Raw genomic sequence first — 20,420 nt, 5'->3', positions numbered from 1 at the left:
TTATTTCAATATGACAGTATCGCCTTTATTAATAAAAGTGAATTTTCCGGAAGTTGCCTGTAACAGATCGAAAGTACTGTCAACAGACATATTGGTATCTATCACGGTATTCATCTCTTCTATACGTAAATCCGGACGGTTAATGATGATGGTAATATTGTAGATCTCTTCCAGTTTATCAGCCAGTTCACGTAAAGGCGTTCTGTTACATATCAGTGTATGCGTACGATAATAATTGTATAAAGTACTATTGTTGGAAATCTTCTCTGGTTTGTCTGCATCCTTTGCTACTATTGCCTTTTCATTGGCTTCCAGTTTAACGGCATTATGTTTTTTATTTACTTCCACCGCGCCGGTTTCAACAATTACTTCAATGCTTACAGCATCTTTTTTTACATTAAAGGAAGTGCCGAGTACTTTTACGTCTACATCTCCGACCTTTAACAGGAAAGGCTTTGAAGGATCTTTAGCGATATCGAAGAAGGCTTCCCCTTCTAAAGTAATATGCCGCTCAGCAGCAAAATCAGCAGCATAAGATATGCTGGAATTTTTATTAAGCGTAACAACAGAACCATCAGGGAGCGTATCGATACGCGTAGTATTAGTGCTGGCAATGCGTACAAGGTCATTATTGGAATTTTTATTCAGGTAGAGGAATGCAGCGCCCGCCATCACGCATAATATGGCTACTGTAGCGGCGATGCGCATCCAGGAAGTGTTTGCAGGCCGGATGTCCACCACTTTTGTTTCGTTGACGGTAGCGCCTACACGTTGCTGGAACCTGGCCCAGGCCTTATCTTCATCTACAGTGCTGGTAGCGGCCAGGTGACGGCTTTCTTCCCATATCAGCTTAAAATGATGATAATATTTTTCGTTATCCGGACTCGCGGCAATCCAGTTAAGGATGCGCTGTTGCTCATCATCGGTAGCGGTACCGAGCAGTTGCTTTACCAACAGGTCATCCATTATATGTGTGTTAAAGTTATTCACTGGTTACGATTGCAGATTTAATAAGATGATCAATAACAGCGGCAGATAATCTACCAGATGAGCACGAAGCAGACGTAATGCTTTCCCCATCTGATTTTCCACGGTTTTTATGGAGATATCCAGCTTATCTGCGATCTCCTGGTATTTCAGTTCTTCAAAACGACTCATCTGAAATACGGTCCGGCATTTCTCCGGCAGACTAGCTAATGCTACTTCCAGTTTCTGCTGTAATTCGCTGAGATGCACCTTGCTGGTGGTCTGATTTCCTGAAACCGGCTGTGCCATCCGGTATTTCGTGAAGGCCGCATGATTGGCCTTTACCTTTTCGTGGCGCAAATAATTGATGCTTTCATGGTATACCGCTCTGTAGAGATATCCGGATACCGACTCGCGGATACGGATATCCCCGGATTTCTCCCAAAGCTTACAGAATACATTCTGTACCATCTCTTCGGCCATTATATCGTCTTTCAGAATTGTGCAGGCATAGGCATGCAGACCCTTATAGTGGGTCTTAAAAATCTGTTCAAAGGTGCACGTTCCGTCCTGTTCCAGTACAGCTGTATTACCGGTGTTCAACTCCATCTGCAGGTTTTGATAACTAACGTCAAAGATAATTCCTTCTGCCAATTGAATGCTTTTACTATCGACACCTTTCTTTTTCCTTACCCCTACGTGAAAGAATAATCTTTTTTTAATCTTGATAAAATATATTGATTATCAATCTATTAACTTAAAAAAACAGCAAAACATAAGGCGAATTCATCAATTTAACATTCTATTATATAAGTATTAGTAAATATTTAGCAAAAGGGAAATTATTTTGCTGGAAATTATTCAACCGAAAATGAGATATCTCTATTGCCTGGTGGCGTTATGCCTTTTTAGTTTAGGGGCCTCCGCCCAGAAAACTGCTTATCTGAATTTTCAGCAGCTGGTGAGTCTGATGCCAGAGTCTAAGAAAGCTGCTGATTCATTGCAGAAATATGCAGATCAGTTAAATAACGACGGACAAATAATGGTGGCCGAATACACTAAGAAATTGGTGGATTTTGACAGCACCGGAAGCAAATTGCCGCAGAATCAGCAGGAAATTAAAGTAGCTGAGCTGAAACAAATGCAGGCTAATATCCAGGAATACAAATATAAAGTGGAGGATAAGCTGGCTGCGAGAGAACAGGAATTATTGCTGCCTATCGTAAACAAGGCTAAAGAAGCTTTAAAAGCACTGATCAAAGAAAAAGGATATTCACTGTTGATTGATAACTCCCGCGATGTAGTAGTTGTGGCGAATGATGCAGATGATTTGATGCCGGCAGCGAAAGCTAAGCTGGGATTGAAATAAATAGGATTAATCTGCTAATAATCAGGCCGGCTGTTGACTTTTAGCTGGTAGAGATGATGTTCTGCTCTCCTTACGCCATTCTAAAGACAAAACATCTTCTCTAACCGCTAATAGTTGACAGCCTTTGGCTGTTTAAATATGTAAGCCGTGTGCCAGTAAAGTTTTCCAACGAGGATTACTACGTACAAATTCTGCTACTTTCTTACTGGAAGGCACCATTCTGATATTCTGCGCCTGAATCTGTTCCATTACCTTTCCCAGCAACATAGGCATCACACCCTGTTTTTCCAAAGTAGGAGGCACTTCTGCACCTGTTAAAAAGATGCGACTACCATTTCTTTCGTAAATTACTTTAGCCGTAAGTCCGGAGATATGTGCTTCGAACTGGCGGGCCTCTTTGTTGTCAATAATCTCAAAATCCTTCATGATAAAATATTTAAATCACACTTTTACTCGTTAGTGAATATGGGAAGTGTTATAAAAAGGGAAGTAGTAAATAAGATAGAGTATACGGTATAGAAATACCATTTATCTAAATTTCCAACTGCAAAGATACGGATTTTACCGGAAATAACCCGATCTTCACATATAGGTGTTAATTTTCTATAAACCTGTCTTTATATCAGCCTCATATGAATATAAAATTATTTGAGCGGTTACACCAGGAAGGACTCATATCAGACACATCCTTCGAAAAGGTCAAAACCGCAGACCAGGCGCCGGTTTCCGTCCATTGGGAAATCAGGACATTTTTATACCTCGGCGTATTGCTATTAAGCACCGGACTAGGCGTATTGGTGTACGATAACATCAATACCATCGGCCACCAGAGCATCCTGATAATTTTAGCCATTATCACTGCCGTTTGCTTTGGCTATTGTTTCAGATATGCTCCCCGCTTCAGCTGGCAGAAAACAGAGAGCCCGGGTATATTCTACGATTATACGTTGCTGTTAGGCTGTATTCTCTTCAGTACCTTCATTGGCTACCTGCAATATCAGTATAATACTTTCGGCAACCGGCTTGGACTGGCTACCTTCATACCCTTACTGGTACTGGTTTTTAGCGCTTACCGTTTTGATCATATCGGTGTATTATCCATGGCCATTATCACACTGGCCGCCTGGCTGAACATATCCGTAGGATGGCTGGGAGCCCCCTCTGCCAGGGGCTTTGAGACAGGTATGAAAAGCATGTACGATCACGTTTTCCTCACTACCATACTGGGCGTATCCATGCTATTGCTGGGCTTCGTCTCCAAATGGAAAAATATCAAACCTCATTTTGCATTCACCTACTACCACTTTGGCATTCACCTGTTTGGAATAGGTTGTATCGCGGGTATGTTTTCACTGAACGACTATATGCTACTGTGGTTTTTAATATTGACTGCCGGTAGTGTTGTACTGTATAAACTCACGTCCAGACTCCGTTCCGGCTATCTCCTTGCGATCACCATACTGTATTTTTATATCGGCTTTTGTACTACTACCACCTACCTGTTTGAAAAGGTCTCCAATGATTTCGTAGGCTTTTTGATGTTATATGTACTGGTGGGTGCGGGACTTATCGCCTTTGTAATTAATCAAAACAAAAAATTTAAAAATGCTGGCGTATAGTAAATCAGACCTGGACAATAAAGCTATTGCAACGTCGGCCCGATCTATGGCTAAAGCCGGCCTCATCACTCCCGAAGAAGCAAAAGCTATAAAAGAAAAATACCCTGTCAAGTTGCAGTCTTCCGGATGGCTGGAATATATTGGTCTGTTCCTCATTACGCTGATTCCCGTTTTTATGGGAGCGGGCGTTATCGCCGGACTTTCAGACCACATAGATTCAATCTCCGGCCCTGCCGCTTTTTACGGCTTGCTGCTGATAGGAGCGCTGGAAATAGTGATTCAACAGCGAAAATTTTATCGTACAGGCGTTGACGGTGCCTTGTGTTTTTCCGCTATTCTGGCATTTGCCATTGCAGGCATTTTCCTGAAGGTCCACACTCTTGGCTGGGTAGGAAAAAGCGCCGTAATAGGGCTGGGATTCCTTTTCCTGACTCTCCGTTACGGCTATACGATAACGGCAGCCGCCGCATTTCTTTCTTTCGAAAGTATGCTGATGGGCATTTTTGAAAACATACATGTGCCGTTTCTCCCGCTGATATTGATGGCGGTTATTTCCTTCCTGTTATTCAGATTATTCAGAAACCTGGCAAAGAAAGAGGAGTTAAGGTATTACAAAGACGTACTACTGACGATGGAGTTTGTTGCACTTATCTGTAGCTATGCCATCTTAAACCCTTTTGTACCAGTAATGCTGTTTGTTGCACAAAACGATATATCCGTTTCTGACAGCGGTTTGGCGGGCATGATAAGCCATACGCAATTCTGGAGTCTGCTATGCGCCTGTATCATCATTAATGTAGCAATTATTGCCATTGGCATCAGAAAGAAAGATTCGTTGCTGATACGTTTAGGCATGGTCGTTACTGCAGCAAGTATATTCAGCATTTACGCCTATACGAATTTCCTTCCGGGCCCCTGGTGGAGTGTTATACTGGGTATTATACTGATAGCCGCCGCATGGGGCTTATTACGCTATTTCCGCACACCTCGTGAAGGCTTCACTGATGCGTTGCCTACAGATCCTTCCATGTTTGACAAATTGAAAGTGGAATCGTTGGTAGTGGGTGGCATGCATGCCCCCGGGCCAGGCACCCAAAGTAACAATATGGATTTTGGTGGTGGCACCGGCGGTGGCGGTGGTGCGAGCGGCACTTATTAAGATTTGATTTTCAGTACCATAAAAAACAAAAGGGTCCCGGGATATACACCCGGGACCCTTTTTGCTATCTAAAAGAAAATAAAAGGCATAAAAAAAGCCTGACCAGTATTCTGATCAGGCTTTGAGCGGAAGACCGGGCTCGAACCGGCCACCCCGACCTTGGCAAGGTCGTGCTCTACCAAATGAGCTACTTCCGCAGGAAAATAAGAACTTTAATATATATCGATCTCATTTACAGATCAATATCAAACTGGAGCGGAAGACCGGGCTCGAACCGGCCACCCCGACCTTGGCAAGGTCGTGCTCTACCAAATGAGCTACTTCCGCAGAAAAAAAAGAACATTCAAGCGATAACGATCTTTTACGATCAATATCTAAACTGGAGCGGAAGACCGGGCTCGAACCGGCCACCCCGACCTTGGCAAGGTCGTGCTCTACCAAATGAGCTACTTCCGCATATCTGTTAAGATCTTTCCAACAATTGTAACTGATTGTTACTGTTTCAGGTATTCCCTTTTTTCGTTGGGATTGCAAAGATAGGAAACGAGATCAATTCACAAATTTTTTTTTCATCTTTTTTGAAAAAATTTCTCACACCCATTTAAACAAGCAAGCTCAAACACTCCACAGTACAGTGTTTGAGCTTGTAAAAAAAATTATTGATTTATCTTCACAAAGATGTAATTGGCTTGGAATGATTCGTCAAAACGATCTTTTTCTTCGTTTTCTTCTTCTTATTCCACCACACATAGAAGCCCGTTACCGGCAACGATGCACAGATCAGACTCACAATAAACGCAATAATTTTTCCAGGGATACCTCCTATCGCTCCCACATGAATATCGTAATTCATCCGGATCAGTTTTTCCCCGGCATTCTTATTTTTAAAATTATTTCGCTCCAGTAACTTACCTGAATACTGATCAAACTTCAGCTCATCATTGCCGTAATATACTTCTTTGCCGTAGTACGCGCCTATAGTATTGGGTGCCGTACCGCCGCCACCGCCATAAACATAAAAACGCCTGGCGCCAGGTAATAGCTTCCTGGCCGCAGCAAAGGAAATATCCAGCGCCTTCGGTACTGCACTGCTTTTCAGCGTCGTATCAGAAACGGCTGCAGATGCTGCCGGTGGTGTTACCGAACGGGATGCCACCACATATACGGTCGCCTCAAACCAGCTGAAAGCCCATACCATACCGGTTAATGCCAGCACCAACGCAATAGCCAGGGCATAAAATCCGAGTACATTATGAAGGTCGTAATTGAGCCGCTTGAAACCAGCTTTCCACTTTACCTTAAAACTCTGGTCCCGCGTAGCTTTGCTCCATTTTTTCGGCCACCACAATACCAGGCCGGTGATCAGCAATATCACGAAAATAAAGGTACTCCAGCCCACAATCGGCTGGCCATAAGGCGTATTCAGCAATAAACTCCAATGGATATATTTTACGATCGCAAAGAAATTGTGCTTAAAATCAATTACACCGGTAACCACTCCTGTATAAGGATTTACATACACCATTTTGTAGTATTCTATTGCGCCGAAATAAGTGATAGCGGTGTCATTTCCTTTGTAGGTATAAAACTCCCAGGCTCTGTCCGGGTCGGTAAAGGCAGTAGTTCCTGAAATAGGCATATCCGGACCCAATGCTTCCTGTGCCCTGGAGGTGAGGGTGGTAAGCGGTAAAACAGGGGTTGCCGCAGGCTGCACAAACATGGTATCCTTATAATACCACTCGTTGATCTCTTTCTGAAATACATACAAACAGCCTGTAACAGCTATTATCAGCACAATAATACCTGATGCAAGCCCCAGCCAGAGGTGAAGCCAGTCTATTACTTTGCGGACAGGCGATTTGCCCCGTTTAGTATCTTTTTTACCCTTTCTTCTGAACATATACTTTTCCGAAAATCAGCTGATTTGAAAATCCGTATAAAAATCACGCTAATCGCAGACAATCATTAATCACATCGGGAAATAGATTTCCTATATCGGGAAAATAAAAAAAGCCTCCCGGAACTCCGGAAGGCTAAGGCGATAATTATGTTGAAGCGATTCGCTTATTTATATTTTGGATTGTAGAGTGTGTTCTCAGGAACAACTACATCTGGCTTACCTGGATAATGGTGCTTGTAGAGCTGATAGCAACCGCCCAGCATAAAAGCCACCATGCAAAACAGTTGTACATAAAATATGAAGCGGGAAGTTGATACCCTGTCCAGGGTTACGTCATTCGTATTCTCTACGGTGTTTTCTACTGTATTGTGTTCCATGTTCAGTTTATTTCCGTTGCAAACTTACATCAAGTAAGATAATAATCAAAGTAAATATTTAAAAAATCGTCCGGAAAACGCTCCTAATGTTTCAGCTCTGAAAACTTCTTATGTTGCAGGAAGTAGTACCTCCAGATCATAATACCGTGGAAAACCCCTTTCAGCGTCATCAGCTTTACATCCGGCAAATCGTCCTTTTTTACATAGTTTTTGCGCCACTTGCGGTAGTCGAGATACGCCCGCCAGATAGCTTTCATGTCCTTAGGCTTACCTGCGGCCAGGCTTTTCATCGCCGCCAGGATGTCCAGGAAAAAGCGCTGCGACAATACAATCCAGCGATCTTCGGTATGAAGGTTTTTCCAGAGCATCATCAGGTTATTCCTGAAATTCAGGTATAGTTTACGGGGATTTCCCTGTGGCAGGCTGCCGCCGCCCACATGGTAAACTTTTGAATCCGGGCAGTAGCATATCCTGTAACCGGCACGTTGCAGGCGCCAGCAGAGGTCTACCTCTTCCATATGCGCGAAAAAGTCGGCATCGAAGCCGCCTACCTCATGAAAACACTTAGCGCGGATAAACAGCGCCGCTCCGGTTGCCCAGAAAATATCCTGTGCATCGTCGTACTGGCCCAGGTCCTTCTCTGTAGTATATAATATCCTGCCACGGCAGAAGGTATATCCCAGGATATCCATCCAGCCGCCGGCAGCACCGGCATATTCAAACTCATCTTTATGGTGCCAGGAACGCATCTTAGGCTGACAGGCAGCGATCTGATCGCTGGTCTGCATTAGGGCCACCACCGGTTCTATCCAACCTGGCTCCACTTCTACGTCCTGGTTCAGCAAAACATAAATATCCGCTTCCACATGCTGTAAAGCCTCGTTATAACCGCCGGCAAACCCATCGTTGCCAGGGTTTCGGATAATCCGTATCTGCGGATAATGCTGCTCCACAAACGCAACACTGTCGTCCGTAGACGCATTGTCCGCAATGATCAGCTGCAAATTACTGTAGGTAGACTGGCAAACTGATGGTAAAAACTGCTCCAGGAAAGACTTACCGTTCCAATTTAGAATTACAACGGCTACTGATGGCAATACGGGCAACTGTTATTACGTTTATGCGTGAATAATATTTTAAGCGATGCAAATATGCAACAATCAATTTTAATATTTGCAACCATTTGTGGAATCGCTGATGCGGAATATGCCTTAAATTAGGAGTATGTTTAAACAGTTTTTAGGCTGGAAGTTTGTGCTGGTCACCGTAGCAGTAGCAATTATCGTTGCTACCATATGGTTTGTGAGTAACCTGTCGTCCAAAATCCAGGATGAAGAAAGAAAAAAAGTAGCTACCTGGGTAGAAGCATACCGGGAGCTGTTGAAAGCCAGCCCGGATGCCAATATTAACCTGGCCACGGAAATTGTTACCACCAACACCACCATCCCGCTTATCCAGACAGATGCCGCGGGCAATATCATTGACAGCCGAAATATAGATACATCTAAAATTGCCCAGAACCCAACTTATCTCCACGAACAGCTGCTGACTTTTGGCAAACAGCATCCACCGTTTATCATGGAAGTAAATGCCCAGGAGAAAACCTATAACTATATCTATTACGGCGATTCTGTTATTCTGAAACAGGTAAAATATTATCCTTACATACAGTTATTGGTGGTCGCCTTATTTATTGGCGCTGTTTTATTTGCACTGTCCAGCACCAACAGGGCCACACAAAACCTGGTATGGGTGGGCCTTGCCAAGGAAACTGCCCATCAGCTGGGCACGCCGTTGTCGTCCATAGAAGCCTGGCTGGAAATCCTGCGCGATAACGAAGCCAATGCACCTTTTGTAAATGAACTCAGTAAAGACCTGGACCGCCTCAAGCTCATCACCGACCGTTTTTCTAAAATAGGCAGTGTCCCTAGTCTGGAAGAAAAAGATCTTATCCTGCAAATCCAGAATATGGCTGCGTATATCCGCAGACGTGCCCCGCAACGTGTACAGATATCCGTACATCATAAAGAACAGGAATTGCCCGCCATGATCTCTCCCCCACTGTTCGACTGGGTAATCGAGAATCTGCTGAAAAACGCGCTGGACGCCATGGAAGGGAAAGGAAAAATAGATATCTCAATAGAAAATTATGCAACCTATATCACCATTGATGTTGCAGATACCGGCAAGGGAATTCCGAAAAGTAATCTCGATAAAATATTCAAACCAGGTTTCAGTACCCGCAAAAGAGGCTGGGGGCTTGGACTTTCACTGGCCAAGCGTATTATTGAAGACTATCACAAAGGCCGCCTGACAGTAAAAAATTCAGAAGTAAATAAGGGAACTACCTTCCGTATTCTGTTGCGGAAATAAACTTTTTTAGAAAAATGAATAAATAAATTTGTTTATTTCAAAAAAGCCCTTACTTTTGCACTCCCTTCTACCAGATGCGAAGGTGGCGAAATTGGTAGACGCGCTACTTTGAGGTGGTAGTGCCTGAAAGGGCTTGGGAGTTCGAATCTCCTCCTTCGCACCAAAATTTAAAAGGCTAAAAAGCAGGTCCGCTTTTTAGCCTTTTTTCATTTAAGGATGTTTACAAAATTGTATAACGTTTTTGGGTGATCAAAAGATTTTAATTAGAATTGTAAAATCTTATTCCCGATAGCCCCTGAAATAATTCAAGCTATCGGGTTTCGTTTTTAATAGAAACACTGCAATTGCAGCCCGGCAACTACTTAAATAAATTCAATCTTTGCCAACTCTCTCCCCAACTGCCTTACCCCTTCCAATATTTTATCTGTTTGTTTTTCGGAAGGCTTCTTAATTCCATTTGCATACTGAGACAACAACGATTGACTCATGCCAATACGCTCTGCCAATGCTTTGGCGTTAATAATTTTGTAGAACTCAAAAAACTGCCTGACATCTAATACCAATGAGATATCATTCTCCTTAACTACTTTCTTGCCAATTTCACTTAAATAAAGATTTGTGGCATCTAATACATTTTTCCTTAACTGTTCGATGTTTTCAGCCGTTGTACCTACCGGATATTTATCGAAATCATTTGCATAGGCTGAATATCCGGTTGTTGTTTTTTCTACTACAAACACGATGCTTTTCATGGTAGTATTGTTTTAAATTTTTATAATTAGACACAGAAGACTTATCTTAATTCCGCCTGTTTTAGAATTTTATTCACCAATCCGCTTCCCATTTCAGCACTGCCATGATCAGAAAAAACGATCTCTCCTTCCTTCTCCGGATGCGCGAGAACTTTATGGCTTCCTTTACCTTCCCTCTTTACATACCAACCATCTTTTTTTAAGATTCTCCATAATTCATTACAAGTCATACATTTCTTTTATTACGACTAATTACTCCTACTAAGGTAATATATTTATTACAAAAAAATAAAAATAAAGTAATATTTTTATTACCAATATTTATCTTAAAAACATTATCCACATTAAGAGGATAAACTAAAGCTCATCCCAACATTCTAAGTCCTATCTTTACGTAATATATTTTTGGTATTATGGGTACAGCAATCACTTGTCCGAGTTGCAAACATCAATTTGTAATGGAAGACGCCTTCGCAGCGGATATAGAGAAAGAAATGCGTGGTAAGATGGAGTCCGAATGGCGGAAGAGATTGGAATCTCTTCAGTCAGAGAAGAATTCCCTGCTGTCTGAAAGAAGTAAAATTGCCGCAGAACGCCAGCAGATCGAAGCCCAACGCATTCAGCAGGAGGAGGAGATCACCAAAAGAGTGCAACTGGAAAAACAACAGCTGCGCGAGTCTCTTTCTGAAGAATTACGCAAAACGATCGTTGCTGATTTCGACAACCAGGTACGTATGCTCAGAGAAGCCAACCTCGAACAGGAAGCCAAACTGAGTGCCGCACGCCAGAAAGAACTGGACTTCCTGCGTAAAGAACAGGAACTGAAAAATAAAGAAACAGAACTCGAAATATCCCTGGAACGTAAGCTCATGGAGAGTCGCGCCGAACTCTCAGAACTTATCCGCAAGGAAGAAGCAGAGCGTAACGCACTTAAAGACACCGAGCACCAGCTACGTTTACGTGAACTGGAAAAACAACTGGAAGACCAACGCAAACTCGCCGAAGAAATGAAACGCAGAGCCGAACAAGGTTCTATGCAATTACAGGGAGAAGTACAGGAACTCGTTCTGGAAGAAATGTTACGCCATAGCTTTCCTTTCGATGAAGTAAACCCTGTAGGCAAAGGCGTTCGCGGGGCAGATTGTATTCAGCTCGTGAAAAACCGCTTCGGACAGGAATGTGGCCGCATTATCTACGAGAGCAAGCGCACCAAGGAATTTACCGAAGGCTGGATTGAAAAATTAAAAGCAGATATGCGTAGCCAGGGCATCGATGTGGCCATCCTTGTTACGCAAACCATGCCACGCGGCATGGACAAATTCGGGGAACGAGACGGCATCTGGATCTGTACCTTCGCTGAAGTGAAAGCCCTCGCTCATGTACTCAGGGATGGTATCATCAAGGTTTTCAGCGCACTCAATACACAGGAAAACAAAGGCGACAAAATGCATATGCTCTACGCTTATCTCACCAGCGGCGAATTTGCCGAACAGTGGAAAGCCATCAGAGAAGGGTTCATGTCGCTCAAAATCTCTATACAAAAAGAACGTGATGCCATGGAAAAAATCTGGAAGGCACGCGAAAAACAACTCGAAAAAGTATTACTCAATGCTGCGCATATCAAAGGATCTATCGAAGGCATCGCCGGCAGCGATTCCGTAGATCTCAAACTCCTCGAAGATGCAGCAGACGAATTTCTCGATTAATACATTTCAATAAAAAATAATAAAACCTCTCCCGTTTCCAAAGTATCCGGGTAAGGCCCTGCTACCGGTTGTCAGCCAAAACTGTCATCCGTGTATCAATATTCATTAAAATTATCCTAATATATAAATTAGTATTAATTTAGTCAATCTTTCATACTTATTAAAAGACCTATGCATAATCAGGAGTCATCCTATAAGGCTATAATTTTTGATCTCGGCGCAGTACTAATAGACTGGAATCCACGTTACCTCTACCGCAAAATTTTTTCTACTGAAGATGAAATGGAACAGTTCCTGGAAGAAATATGCACATCAGACTGGAATGAAGAACAGGATGCAGGAAGATCGCTGCTGGATGGGACTGAAATGCTGATACAGCAATTCCCTTCATTTGAGGCGCAAATACGGGCTTATTATGGCAGATGGAAGGAAATGCTGGGTGGCGAAATCAGCGATACCGTAGCACTGTTAAAAGAATTAAAAGACAGTGGTAAATATAAGCTGTACGCTTTAACAAACTGGTCTAATGAAACGTTTCCGCTTGCATTAATGCAATACCAGTTTTTACAATGGTTTGACGGTATTGTGGTTTCAGGAAGAGAAAAACAACGTAAACCCGCCCATTCTTTCTTCCAGCTTTTACTGGAAAGGTACCAGGAAAATGCTGCAGAAGCACTTTTTATCGATGATAATCTGCGCAATGTAAATGCAGCAAAAAATATGGGTATAGAAAGCATACATTTTCTGAATGCACCACAGCTGAAATCCGAGCTGATGAATAAAAAAATTCTGAATTAACACTTCAACATAATATGTAATCAACTACAGTTGTTAACCCATTTTTCATTTTAGGATTACGTTAACAGTTCTGCGCTAAACCTGCTGTAACTTTCCCCTATCTAAAGCGTTGAACAATAAAGGAAACGCGAATACACCGTATGCCGGCCGGCACTCCATTCTCACGACATTCATTAAATGCCGTTGACCCGTTTCGTTTAGCTATTTAGCAATCGAAAAGAAACCATAATTAGAAATTAATACGATAGGATTATGAAAAGAACAATCTATTTACTCAGCAGTATTGCTGCCATCGTGGCAATAGTGTCATTCAGTGGTTGTGGCAAGGACCCGTTGAAGGATATGACACCTGAGGAGTCCAGGATTTATATTACGAACCACGATAGCCAGACAAACTTCAAATCATACGCCACCTTCAGCATTGTAGACTCCGTTGCTGTTCTGACCAACACTTCAGACAGTACCAAAAAAGCACTGACAGATTACGACAAACAGCTGATCGCCTCTGTTACTGCGGCCATGCAGGAAAGAGGCTATACACTCGTCGGCAAGAATGCTAAACCAGACCTTGGTATTAACCTCACCCGTATCGACAACACCTTCTATACTACAGGCTGGAACCCTGGCTGGTGGGGTGGATACTGGGATCCTGGCTACTGGGGTTACCCAGGCTTTGGATGGTACTATCCACCTTATTACCAGGTGTACCAGGTAAGAGAAAGACAAACTGCCATCGACCTTTTCGATTTGAAAAATCCAGGCACCAACAATCAGCTGACCGCTGTATGGAACTCACTCTGGAGAGGTACAAACGTATGGACAACCAGCAATGTACCAAGTATGGTACAGGCTTCTTTTGCCCAGTCTCCTTACCTCACCAACAAGTAATGATGTATCAAATCGATGAACCTTAAAATGATTGGAAAGATGAAAAAGATAAAAAACTGGATATTGATTTTTGCAGGCTGTCTGGCAACCCAGGCCGTTGCTGCACAGGTACGTCCGCCATTATCGATTGATGTGAACTATTCCATCGCGCAGCCAATAGGATCTCTCAAAGACTATACTAATAAAACCAGCTTCCGCGGTTGGAGCGCCGGACTGCAATATATGCTGAATGACCAGTTGTCTGTAGGACTCCGAACAGGATTCCAGGACTACTACGAACGCTTACCACGTGCCGTATATCCTGATAAAATCGGTGATGTATCTGCCGTACAAACACGTACCCTGCAGGTAATTCCTATCCAGGCAACCATAGGATGGGCCTTTACCAAACCTGATAAAGCCGTCATCCCCTACGCTTCCGTTGGTATCGGTGTTGCCAATATGGATTACAAAAAATACTGGGGAGAATTCGTAGAGTCCGACAATAGCTGGAGATTTCTGGTAAGCCCTGAAATTGGAATCAACGTGCCTTTCGGCAAAGCTTCTCCCCTGTTGTTTAACGCCAATGTCAGATACAATTATGCACCTTATAAAGTGGGCGACCTCACCAATTTCCAGTCAATACAAGGGAATATTGGGCTGAAGTTCCACCTCAACTAAGTATTTTATCCATATTCTAAGAAGGAAAATGTGAGAATGGTTCCCGTAGTCTCTAATAAAGGCTGCGGGATTTTTTTTATTCATCCCGCAATTAATTGTTGAGCAAACGTAAGCCGAATTGCTTCGTATAGGCTTCCTGTATAGTACCATCTTTGGCACGATAGATATATAATGCTTCAAGGCCGTATTCCGGGTGCTTTTCCAGCCACTGCAACCCTTCTGTCACTCCCATCAGTATCAGCGGGTTATCAAAGGCATCTGCTGTAAAGCAATCTTTTGCCAGTACAGTCACACTGATGATGTTATTATGTAAAGCCTCTCCTGTTAAAGGATTGATGGTATGTGCAAAACGTGTCTTTCCCTGATCGAAGAACCGGCGGTAATTACCACTGGTAGCAATCCCTTCGGCTGCCAGCCGAACGATGCCCTGTACAGGCTCATAAGTGGTATCGCCCGGTGATGGCCGCTCTACACCTACGCTCCAACGCTTATGCTGCACATTATATCCCCGCGCACACAACTCTCCTCCCACATCTACCAGGTAATCCCTTATACCAGCCGCATCAAGAAATCTACCTATAACATCCACCGTATAGCCCTGCGCGATGCCATTACAATCGATTTGTACCCCTTTTTTAAGGGCAAACAGCGTATTTCCCTTTACCCGGAGGTAACGACTGCCAATATAGGGCATGGTCGCCTTTATGCTATCCGCAGGCGGTATTCCTTTAAAGGATGGTTTAGTTACGCCAAAACCCCAGAGATACACCAGTGGCTTCACGGTAATATCAAAAAGCCCGGCCGTCGCCTTATTGGCAAACAGCGCCTTTTCCACTACCCGCTGCATATGTTCATCCATATTCACTTTCCCGGTTTCATTAAACTGGTTGATCAGCGAATGCGGCTGGTACAGCGATAAAGAATGATCAATGACCTTAAATAGGGAGTCGATACGGGATTGCAGACTGGCAGTATCTGCCGAAAGATATTTTACGATATAGTAAGTGCCCTGTGCTTTTCCTTCACAACTTATCAATTGCACCCTGGCAGTATCAGCCGTGGCAGCAGATACGCGACATACGTTGGCAATCAGTAAAATCAATAAAAAAACAGAAAGTCGGGATAGTATTTTTTTCATAATAGATGTTCACTTCAGCTGCATGGAATGCGCTAAAGATAAAAAGACAATTGAGCTAATCCAATAAAGCCGCCGATTATTTAAAGGCATCGAGGCCGGTAACATCCATACCGGTGATCAGCAGATGTATTTCATGGGTACCCTCGTAGGTGATAACACTTTCCAGGTTCATCATATGGCGCATCACCGGGAATTCGCCGGTAATACCCATTCCTCCCAGTATCTGACGGGCATCTCTGGCTATTTGTGTAGCCACGGCACAGGAATTTCGTTTAGCCATGGAAATTTGCGCCGGCGTTGCCTTGCCCTGGTTTTTCAGTACGCCTAATCTCCAGTTCAACAGCTGGGCCTTGGTAATCTCAGTGATCATCTCCGCTAATTTCTTCTGCGTAAGCTGAAATCCGGCAATTGGCTTACCAAACTGAATACGTTCTTTTGCATAGCGCAAAGCAATATCATAACAGTCCATCGCGGCGCCAATTACGCCCCAGGCAATGCCAAAGCGCGCTGATGATAAGCAGGACAATGGCCCTTTCAGCCCGGTTACGCCCGGTAAAATATTTTCTTTTGGCACTCTTACATTATCAAAAACGAGCTCGCCGGTAGCACTGGCCCTCAGGCTCCACTTACCTTTCGTTTCCGGTGTGGTAAAGCCTTCCATGCCACGTTCTACGATGATGCCCTGGATTTTTCCGGCTTCATTTTTCGCCCACACCACCGCAATATCTGCAAAAGGTGCATTGGATATCCACATCTTGGCGCCGTTCAGGATCACATGGTCGCCATCTTCCCTGAAATTGGTAATCATACCTGCGGGATTGGAACCGTGATCTGGTTCTGTAAGTCCAAAACAACCCATATACTCACCAGTGGCCAGTTTGGGAAGATACCACTGCTTCTGTGCCTCACTGCCAAAAGCATAGATAGGATACATAACCAATGAGCCCTGTACAGACGCAGTAGAACGTATGCCGCTATCTCCGCGTTCCAGCTCCTGCATCATCAGGCCATAAGAGATATAGTCAAGACCTGCACCACCATATGTTGCCGGGATAGTAGGCCCGAAACATCCCAGGTTTCCAAGTCCGGGAATTATCTGTGCAGGAAATTTAGCTTCCTGGGCGCAATCTTCAATGATCGGGGAAATTTCTTTCTTTACCCACTGCCTTACAGCATCGCGGATCAACAGGTGTTCCTCCGTTAACAGGTCGTCTACAGCATAATAGTCCGGGGACTGGAAGAGGTCTTGCAACATAAACGTGAATTTTGGCTATCAGCAATATAATGAGTTATCCTGATATCAGCACATGGATTAAATTTTTGTCATTAACAATCTCGCTTACAATATGTTAGTAGATTAGTAACAAATTCGATTGTCATGGCAAGCAAGGTTATACCCGCTGTATTTCTGTTATGTTTTCTAATCGTAGTTATCGTTTCTTTCCGTCCTTCTCCATTCCCTATCCCTGCATTGTCGGCGTTTCTTAGCGCTAAATTTAACACAGACGGGCAAAGCCCGGACATGAAAAAATACTGGATAGTATTTTTAAAAAGAGGCCCGCACCCTGATATTGATGCACAGGAAGCGCAGGCATTACAGCAATTGCATCTGAAAAATATAGGCAGACTCTCCAAAGAAGGAAAAATTATTGTCTCCGGCCCCTTCGGTGATACCGGTACCATACGTGGACTTTATATCCTGGATTGCAAAGACAGTATGGAGGCAGAACGCCTTGTAAACACTGACCCCGCGGTAAAAGCAGGTAGGCTAACCTACGAAATCAGGTCCTGGTGGACCAGTAAAAAGAGCTGTGTATTTAAATAAAAAACGCAGTCGTGCTGTGTAGCAAAACTGCGTTTTAAAAATTTATAAAGATGTCCTGTAGTATGCTGTAATTACAGTGTACCAGCGGCTGACTGACTCAGATAAGTCGCCATTTCCAGCTGATATTGCTTCGCTACTTTTCTTGCTTCTTCGGCAAAATCCTCACCATTACCGGCGTAGATAATTGCACGGCTTGCATTCACGAGCAGGCCACAATCTTTGTTCATCGCCTGTCTGGAGATTTCTTCCAGACTACCACCCTGCGCACCAACACCTGGTACGAGGAAGAAGTTGTCTGGCGCCAGTTTACGGATATGCCCCAGTTGTGACGACTGTGTAGCACCTACCACAAACATCAGGTTATCTGGCGTACCCCATTGCATACCTGCTTTCAATACTTTTTCAAAGAGATATTCCCCGTCTGTTTTCAGCATCTGAAAGTCCTGGCTTCCTTCGTTGGAGGTAAGACCCAGCATGATAGCCCATTTCTCAGGAAACTGCAGGAATGGTTCTACGCTATCGCGGCCCATGTAAGGCGCTACGGTAACAGAATCAAATTTGTAGGTATCGAAGAATGTTTTCGCATATTGCGTAGAGGTATTGCCGATATCCCCTCTTTTTGCATCTGCAATGGTGAAGATACCGGAAGGAATGTACTCAACGGTACGTTGCAGGCTTTCCCAGCCGCGAATACCCATACTTTCATAAAATGCTGTATTGATCTTGTAGGCAACCGCCAGATCTTTGGTAGCATCAATGATCGCTTTGTTAAAGGCAAACACCGGATCTGCGTGAGATAGCAGGTGTTTTGGGATCTTTTGCATGTCCGTGTCCAATCCTACACACAGATAAGATTGTCTTTCCTTAATCAGATTTACCAATTCCTGTCTATTCATAGTCGGTTTTATTTGGGGCGCAAAGGTAAGCAAAATCAGCCCAATTAAAGATATTTCATTTTCAGCTGATAACTATTTGATGCCGGAATCCTTTTTATCTCCGGCCTGTGGCCTTCTGACTTCCATTTCAGCGGCTATTCTTGCATCAAATTCATGATCTCTCTCCTTCAGATGATCTACTACGCTGCAAAAATCCTTATCATTTTTATTATTACTCAATTTATAATTTGCATTAATATCTCGTACTGTTGTTTCAAATCCAACAACTGCTTTCAGGTTATTTTCAAAATATTTATGATCTATATCATTAATATGTACAGGGCATTTAGAAGCTGCTTCATAATGATCGACCAATTGTTCCAGGTTTTTCCTCAGTTCATCTTCCGATAATATTCTTGTTTTACCATGTATGTGAACAGCCATATAGTTCCAGGTAGGAATTCTGTCTTTCTCATACCATGAAGCAGAAACGTAGGCATGCGGCGCAGAGAATACTATCAGGGTGTCATTTTTTTCAAAGTACTGCCATTGCGGGTTTACTTTGGCAATGTGCCCCTGCAGCACAAAATTGCCTGGTGATTTTTCAATCAGGGAAACAGGGATATGCGTAGCATGTGGTACACCCTGCTCGTCGGTATTCACGATCAATGCGAAGCTGAATTCACGCATGAAGGCTGCTATCTTGCTCCAGTCTGTTTCTCTGTTAATTTTTGCGGTATACATATTACGGGATTATGTGGTGAATATTAAACAGTAAAAATTAAGGGAAGATATAGTCGGGTTGGCATTGCTGGGGTTAAATCAGACTGACCGGGCAGTTGCCTTTCCGGTCAGTCGGGAAAATATTTATTGGTGGTAGTTATTAAACTACAATATCTACAATTTTGGTAGGTGCGATATTCGCGTTACGCATGGCTACGGCACGTGCGGTAGCACCAGCGATATCCAGGAAAGCCTTACGGGTGGCTTTATCATCTTGTGTCATGATAGGCTCGCCGTAATCACCACCTTCACGGATGCTCTGTACCAATGGAATTTCGCCCAGGAAAGGAATTTCCAGTTCGTCTGCCAGTTTACGGCCACCGTGTTTTCCGAAGATATAGTATTTATTTTCAGGCAGTTCAGCAGGCGTGAAATATGCCATATTTTCTACCAGTCCGAGGATAGGTACATTGATTTGTTTACCCTGGAACATAGCGATACCTTTTTTAGCATCTGCCAGTGCCACATCCTGCGGCGTGGTAACGATTACGGCGCCGGTGATAGGAACGGTTTGTACGAGGGTCAGGTGAATATCACCGGTACCAGGAGGCATGTCGATAACCAGGTAATCCAGTTCACCCCAGTGAACATCGGTTACAAACTGGCGTAAAGCGCTGCTGGCCATAGGTCCGCGCCAAACCACTGCTTCTCTTTCGTCGATGAGGAGGCCGATAGACATAAATTTAATCCCCCATTTTTCCATAGGTTCGATCATGCCTTTACCGTCTACGCTTACCATCATCGGGCGTTCGCCGCGAACACCGAACATAATAGGCACGGAAGGTCCATAGATGTCAGCATCCATCAGGCCTACACGGGCACCATCGCGGCCCAGTGCCAGGGCGAGGTTTGCTGCCACGGTTGATTTACCTACGCCTCCTTTACCGGAAGCCACTACGATAATATTCTTAACATTAGGAAGGGCGCCCTGTCCATTGTTACGTTTGCTGCTTACATTGGCGGTCATCACCACTTCTACCTCTGCATCCTTGCTCACCAGCATGTGAATAGCATTCACACAGGCGTTGCGGATCAGGTCTTTCAAAGGACAGGCAGGAGTAGTCAGTACAACCGTAAATTTCACCTTATTGCCATTGATCTCTATATCTTTCACCATGTTCAACGTCACCAGATCCTTACCTAAATCAGGTTCTTCTACGTTGCTCAGGGCCTTTAAAATCTGCTCTTTCGTCATCATAAATTGTTGTTAAATTAGATTCCAGACTGCAAAG

22 protein-coding genes and 4 tRNA genes are annotated in these 20,420 nt (G+C 43.7%); 10 read left to right on the top strand and 16 right to left on the bottom strand.

What is annotated here, in order from left to right:
* Together F3J22_RS28410 and F3J22_RS28405 are read right to left on the bottom strand one after the other, a co-directional pair.
* Positions 1-966 carry a FecR family protein gene (locus F3J22_RS28410; RefSeq protein WP_167021355.1) on the bottom strand — a complete coding sequence of 322 codons (966 nt, stop codon included), beginning with the start codon at positions 964-966 and terminating at the stop codon, positions 1-3.
* Positions 967-993: 27 nt separating this feature from the next.
* Positions 994-1,575 (bottom strand): RNA polymerase sigma-70 factor, encoded by a 582-nt coding sequence (locus tag F3J22_RS28405; RefSeq protein ID WP_167021354.1) that lies wholly within the window; start codon positions 1,573-1,575, stop codon positions 994-996.
* 262 nt (positions 1,576-1,837) lie between these two features.
* Between F3J22_RS28405 and F3J22_RS28400 the strand changes: the two genes are divergently transcribed.
* Positions 1,838-2,335, top strand: a complete 498-nt coding sequence (locus F3J22_RS28400) for an OmpH family outer membrane protein (RefSeq protein WP_167021353.1) — start codon at positions 1,838-1,840, stop codon at positions 2,333-2,335.
* A gap of 132 nt (positions 2,336-2,467) precedes the next feature.
* Here the strand turns inward: F3J22_RS28400 and F3J22_RS28395 are convergent, their stop codons facing one another.
* On the bottom strand, positions 2,468-2,761 hold the full coding sequence (locus F3J22_RS28395) for a GNAT family N-acetyltransferase (protein ID WP_167021352.1): 294 nt from the start codon (positions 2,759-2,761) through the stop codon (positions 2,468-2,470).
* Between the two features lie 206 nt (positions 2,762-2,967).
* Here F3J22_RS28395 and F3J22_RS28390 point away from each other — a divergent pair, with 206 nt between their 5' ends.
* Entirely contained in the window at positions 2,968-3,954 is a 987-nt protein-coding gene (locus tag F3J22_RS28390) for a DUF2157 domain-containing protein (protein WP_167021351.1), read from the top strand.
* The gene (locus F3J22_RS28385; protein ID WP_167021350.1) at positions 3,941-5,113 is read left to right on the top strand and encodes a DUF2157 domain-containing protein; all 1,173 of its coding nucleotides are present in this window, start codon (positions 3,941-3,943) and stop codon (positions 5,111-5,113) included. The genes F3J22_RS28390 and F3J22_RS28385 overlap by 14 nt, the downstream gene beginning before the upstream one ends.
* A 124-nt stretch (positions 5,114-5,237) precedes the next feature.
* On the opposite strand, the gene F3J22_RS28380 is transcribed toward F3J22_RS28385, so the two are convergent.
* The 6 genes from F3J22_RS28380 to F3J22_RS28355 all read right to left on the bottom strand — a co-directional run bounded on the left by F3J22_RS28380 (position 5,238) and on the right by F3J22_RS28355 (position 8,496).
* Positions 5,238-5,310 (bottom strand) — tRNA-Gly (locus F3J22_RS28380).
* Between the two features lie 54 nt (positions 5,311-5,364).
* A tRNA-Gly gene (locus F3J22_RS28375) sits at positions 5,365-5,440 on the bottom strand.
* A gap of 53 nt (positions 5,441-5,493) precedes the next feature.
* A tRNA-Gly gene (locus tag F3J22_RS28370) sits at positions 5,494-5,569 on the bottom strand.
* Between the two features lie 214 nt (positions 5,570-5,783).
* Positions 5,784-7,013: a PepSY domain-containing protein gene (locus F3J22_RS28365; protein ID WP_167021349.1), complete on the bottom strand. Its 1,230-nt coding sequence runs from the start codon at positions 7,011-7,013 to the stop codon at positions 5,784-5,786.
* 164 nt (positions 7,014-7,177) lie between these two features.
* Positions 7,178-7,390 (bottom strand): hypothetical protein, encoded by a 213-nt coding sequence (locus tag F3J22_RS28360; protein ID WP_167021348.1) that lies wholly within the window; start codon positions 7,388-7,390, stop codon positions 7,178-7,180.
* Between the two features lie 83 nt (positions 7,391-7,473).
* On the bottom strand, positions 7,474-8,496 hold the full coding sequence (locus tag F3J22_RS28355) for a glycosyltransferase family 2 protein (RefSeq protein WP_167021347.1): 1,023 nt from the start codon (positions 8,494-8,496) through the stop codon (positions 7,474-7,476).
* A 118-nt stretch (positions 8,497-8,614) separates the two neighbouring features.
* Here F3J22_RS28355 and F3J22_RS28350 point away from each other — a divergent pair, with 118 nt between their 5' ends.
* Together F3J22_RS28350 and F3J22_RS28345 are read left to right on the top strand one after the other, a co-directional pair.
* Positions 8,615-9,763 carry a HAMP domain-containing sensor histidine kinase gene (locus tag F3J22_RS28350; protein WP_167021346.1) on the top strand — a complete coding sequence of 383 codons (1,149 nt, stop codon included), beginning with the start codon at positions 8,615-8,617 and terminating at the stop codon, positions 9,761-9,763.
* 76 nt (positions 9,764-9,839) lie between these two features.
* Positions 9,840-9,926, top strand: a tRNA-Leu gene (locus F3J22_RS28345).
* Between the two features lie 199 nt (positions 9,927-10,125).
* On the opposite strand, the gene F3J22_RS28340 is transcribed toward F3J22_RS28345, so the two are convergent.
* On the bottom strand, positions 10,126-10,515 hold the full coding sequence (locus F3J22_RS28340) for a helix-turn-helix transcriptional regulator (RefSeq protein WP_167021345.1): 390 nt from the start codon (positions 10,513-10,515) through the stop codon (positions 10,126-10,128).
* A 41-nt stretch (positions 10,516-10,556) separates the two neighbouring features.
* Entirely contained in the window at positions 10,557-10,745 is a 189-nt protein-coding gene (locus F3J22_RS28335) for a type II toxin-antitoxin system HicA family toxin (RefSeq protein ID WP_167021344.1), read from the bottom strand.
* Positions 10,746-10,973: 228 nt separating this feature from the next.
* On the opposite strand from F3J22_RS28335, the gene F3J22_RS28330 reads away from it, so the two are divergent.
* The 4 genes from F3J22_RS28330 to F3J22_RS28315 all read left to right on the top strand — a co-directional run bounded on the left by F3J22_RS28330 (position 10,974) and on the right by F3J22_RS28315 (position 14,567).
* The gene (locus F3J22_RS28330; RefSeq protein WP_240155229.1) at positions 10,974-12,221 is read left to right on the top strand and encodes a DUF2130 domain-containing protein; all 1,248 of its coding nucleotides are present in this window, start codon (positions 10,974-10,976) and stop codon (positions 12,219-12,221) included.
* Between the two features lie 171 nt (positions 12,222-12,392).
* On the top strand, positions 12,393-13,019 hold the full coding sequence (locus tag F3J22_RS28325) for an HAD family phosphatase (RefSeq protein ID WP_167021342.1): 627 nt from the start codon (positions 12,393-12,395) through the stop codon (positions 13,017-13,019).
* A gap of 252 nt (positions 13,020-13,271) precedes the next feature.
* Positions 13,272-13,907, top strand: a complete 636-nt coding sequence (locus tag F3J22_RS28320; RefSeq protein WP_167021341.1) for a DUF4136 domain-containing protein — start codon at positions 13,272-13,274, stop codon at positions 13,905-13,907.
* 39 nt (positions 13,908-13,946) lie between these two features.
* Positions 13,947-14,567 carry an outer membrane beta-barrel protein gene (locus F3J22_RS28315; protein WP_167021340.1) on the top strand — a complete coding sequence of 207 codons (621 nt, stop codon included), beginning with the start codon at positions 13,947-13,949 and terminating at the stop codon, positions 14,565-14,567.
* A gap of 91 nt (positions 14,568-14,658) precedes the next feature.
* Here F3J22_RS28315 and F3J22_RS28310 read toward each other — a convergent pair whose 3' ends face one another.
* On the bottom strand, positions 14,659-15,705 hold the full coding sequence (locus F3J22_RS28310) for an FAD:protein FMN transferase (protein ID WP_167021339.1): 1,047 nt from the start codon (positions 15,703-15,705) through the stop codon (positions 14,659-14,661).
* Between the two features lie 76 nt (positions 15,706-15,781).
* Complete coding sequence (locus F3J22_RS28305; protein ID WP_167021338.1) at positions 15,782-16,960, bottom strand: acyl-CoA dehydrogenase family protein; 1,179 nt, start codon at positions 16,958-16,960, stop codon at positions 15,782-15,784.
* A 123-nt stretch (positions 16,961-17,083) separates the two neighbouring features.
* On the opposite strand from F3J22_RS28305, the gene F3J22_RS28300 reads away from it, so the two are divergent.
* A complete protein-coding gene (locus F3J22_RS28300; RefSeq protein ID WP_167021337.1) occupies positions 17,084-17,530 on the top strand; it encodes a YciI family protein in 447 nt (148 codons plus the stop codon).
* 71 nt (positions 17,531-17,601) lie between these two features.
* On the opposite strand, the gene pyrF is transcribed toward F3J22_RS28300, so the two are convergent.
* The 3 genes from pyrF to F3J22_RS28285 all read right to left on the bottom strand — a co-directional run bounded on the left by pyrF (position 17,602) and on the right by F3J22_RS28285 (position 20,386).
* Complete coding sequence (gene pyrF / locus F3J22_RS28295) at positions 17,602-18,426, bottom strand: orotidine-5'-phosphate decarboxylase (protein ID WP_167021336.1); 825 nt, start codon at positions 18,424-18,426, stop codon at positions 17,602-17,604.
* 72 nt (positions 18,427-18,498) lie between these two features.
* On the bottom strand, positions 18,499-19,149 hold the full coding sequence (locus F3J22_RS28290) for an FMN-binding negative transcriptional regulator (protein WP_167021335.1): 651 nt from the start codon (positions 19,147-19,149) through the stop codon (positions 18,499-18,501).
* Between the two features lie 139 nt (positions 19,150-19,288).
* A complete protein-coding gene (locus F3J22_RS28285; RefSeq protein WP_167021334.1) occupies positions 19,289-20,386 on the bottom strand; it encodes an Mrp/NBP35 family ATP-binding protein in 1,098 nt (365 codons plus the stop codon).
* Between the last annotated feature and the right edge of the window lie 34 nt (positions 20,387-20,420).

It is taken from the genome of Chitinophaga sp. Cy-1792, from assembly GCF_011752935.1.
GTDB lineage: Bacteria > Bacteroidota > Bacteroidia > Chitinophagales > Chitinophagaceae > Chitinophaga.
The sequence above is the reverse complement of the archived record's forward strand: the minus strand, read 5'-3'. Positions and strand labels throughout refer to the sequence as shown.